The organism is Pseudomonadota bacterium (assembly GCA_022361155.1).
Classification (GTDB): domain Bacteria; phylum Myxococcota_A; class Polyangia; order Polyangiales; family JAKSBK01; genus JAKSBK01.
The window spans coordinates 1-2,500 of the sequence record JAKSBK010000042.1; the positions used below are offsets into that span (position 1 = coordinate 1).

2 tRNA genes and 1 rRNA gene (1 of these 3 cut by a window edge) are annotated in these 2,500 nt (G+C 58.0%); all 3 read right to left on the reverse strand.

The window, feature by feature from the left end:
- Positions 1–2,059: ribosomal RNA gene (locus MJD61_01235) — 23S ribosomal RNA — on the reverse strand; the annotation flags it as partial.
- Positions 2,060–2,267: 208 nt separating this feature from the next.
- Positions 2,268–2,340, reverse strand: a tRNA-Ala gene (locus MJD61_01240).
- Between the two features lie 138 nt (positions 2,341–2,478).
- Positions 2,479–2,500 (reverse strand) — tRNA-Ile (locus MJD61_01245) (it continues 52 nt past the right edge of the window).

Consider the following 2,500-nt stretch of genomic DNA (forward strand, 5'->3'; position numbering starts at 1 on the left):
GGTCGGAACTTACCCGACAAGGAATTTCGCTACCTTAGGACCGTTATAGTTACGGCCGCCGTTTACTGGGGCTTCGGTTCGCTGCTTCGCTTGCGCTGACAACTCCCCTTAACCTTCCAGCACCGGGCAGGCGTCAGACCCTATACATCCTCTTACGAGTTCGCAGAGTCCTATGTTTTTAGTAAACAGTCGCAACCCTCATTTCTCTGCAACCCACCCGGGCTCGGGGCGCGAGGCCCTTCACCCAGACGGGCACACCTTCTCCCGAGGTTACGGTGTCAATTTGCCGAGTTCCTTAGCCAGTGTTCTCTCACGCGCCTTGGGATGCTCACCCCGCCCACCTGAGTCGGTTTCCGGTACGGTCACTGCAGTGACGCCCTGCGCAGCTTTTCTCGGAAGTATGGGATCACTGAGTTACGGAGCCGAAGCTCCACCTCATCACCTCTCGATGTTGACTCCACGTTTGTCCCTGTCGGGTCCTATGGAGCCCACCTACGGGTTTGAACCACCACGACCAAACCGATGGATCAGCACACCCTTCTTCGTCCCTGCTCAGGTAAATCACCCCAGTGGTGCAGGAATATTAACCTGCTTTCCATCACCTACGCCTTTCGGCCTCGGCTTAGGGGCCGACTAACCCATGGGAGGATTATCCTTGCCCAGGAAACCTTGGGCTTACGGCGACAGGATTTCTCATCCTGTTTATCGCTACTCATGCCTGCATAAGCTCTTCCCAGGTCCGAAAGCGCTCCTCTCGGTACGCCATGTATCTACCTGGGAATGCTCCGCTACCGCTCTCCGAAGAGAACCCGAAGCTTCGGCACCAGACTTAGCCCCGTTATATTTTCGGCGCAGGTTCGCTTGACCAGTGAGCTATTACGCTTTCTTTAAACGATGGCTGCTTCTAAGCCAACGTCCTGGTTGTCTCAGCGCTCCCACATCCTTTCCCACTTAGTCCGGATTTGGGGACCTTAGCTGTCGATCTGGGCTCTTTCCCTCTCGGCCACGAAACTTATCTCCCGTAGCCTGACTCCCGGATAGTTGTCACCGGCATTCGGAGTGTGGTTGGGTTTGGTAGTCTGGTAGGACCCCTAGCCCATTCAGTGCTCTACCTCCGGCGCAATTCGTCCGAGGCTATACCTCAATATATTTCGCGGAGAACCAGCTATTTCCGAGCTTGCTTAGCCTTTCACTCCGATCCTCAGCTCATCCCCTGGATTTTCAACTCCAGTGGGTTCGGTCCTCCACGCGGTATTACCCGCGCTTCAACCTGGCCAAGGATAGATCGCCCGGTTTCGGGTCTACGCCGTGCTACTAGCGCTCTCTTTGAACTTGGTTTCCCTGGGGCTACACCTATCGGCTTAACCTCGCAACACAGCGTAAGTCGCAGGCCCATTATGCAAAAGGTACGCGGTCGCACATTGCCTGGCGGCCATAGTGCTCCCACTGCTTGTAGACACGCGGTTTCAGATACTATTTCACTCCCCTTATCGGGGTACTTTTCACCTTTCCCTCACGGTACTTGTTCACTATCGGTCGTCGAGTAGTACTTAGCCTTGGAAGATGGTCCTCCCGGATTCCCGCCGGATTGCACGTGTCCTGCGGTACTCGGGAACCACTCTGGAGGCCTCCCGCTTTCGCCTACAGGGCTGTCACCTTCTGTGGCCGGCCATTCCAAGCCGTTCGGCTAGCGGTTGGCTTTGTAACTCCATGCCGGAACTGGGATTCCGGCCGAGTGGCCCCTCAACCCCGCACCAGCAACGCTCCCAGGCTTACACTGGCACGGTTTGGGCTGTTCCCCGTTCGCTCGCCACTACTAGGGGAGTCTCTGATTGATTTCCTTTCCACGGGCTACTTAGATGTTTCAGTTCACCCGGTTGGCCACCCCGAGCCTATGGATTCAGCTCGAGGTTAGTGGGTTGTCCCCACTCGGTTGCCCGATTCGGAGATCCACGGATCGAGGCCTGTTAGCGGCTCCCCGTGGCTTTTCGCAGCTGTCCACGTCCTTCATCGCCTCTCGACGCCAAGGCATCCACCGCGCGCCCTTGGTAGCTTTACCTGTCCCTAAGGCACGCATCAATGACTCGAGATCAGGGTTCGTGGCAAGTGCCAGCGTCCCTGCTCGACGTCACGCGACTAAACTCGTTGATTTCTCTCTTCAAATTGTCAAAGAGCATCCGGGGCCTGCCACGCGGACAAGCCCGCCCACCCACTCGTGGGTGGCAAAATCGGCGCGGTCACGACTTGCTTGTGCGACCGCTTCGGTGTGGAGCTGATCGGACTCGAACCGATGACCCCCGGCTTGCAAAGCCGATGCTCTCCCAGCTGAGCTACAGCCCCGAGTGGTTGGACACGCTGTCAACTGGCCCGGTCGCCCAAGCGGCGACCCCAGCGGCTGCTCCGCTGCCGACCCCGCAACGGCGCCCGGCTTACGACGCGGGGTCGCGCCAGCCCGAGCTCCTCAAGGACAACGCCCGGTGGGCCAAGCTAGACTCGAACT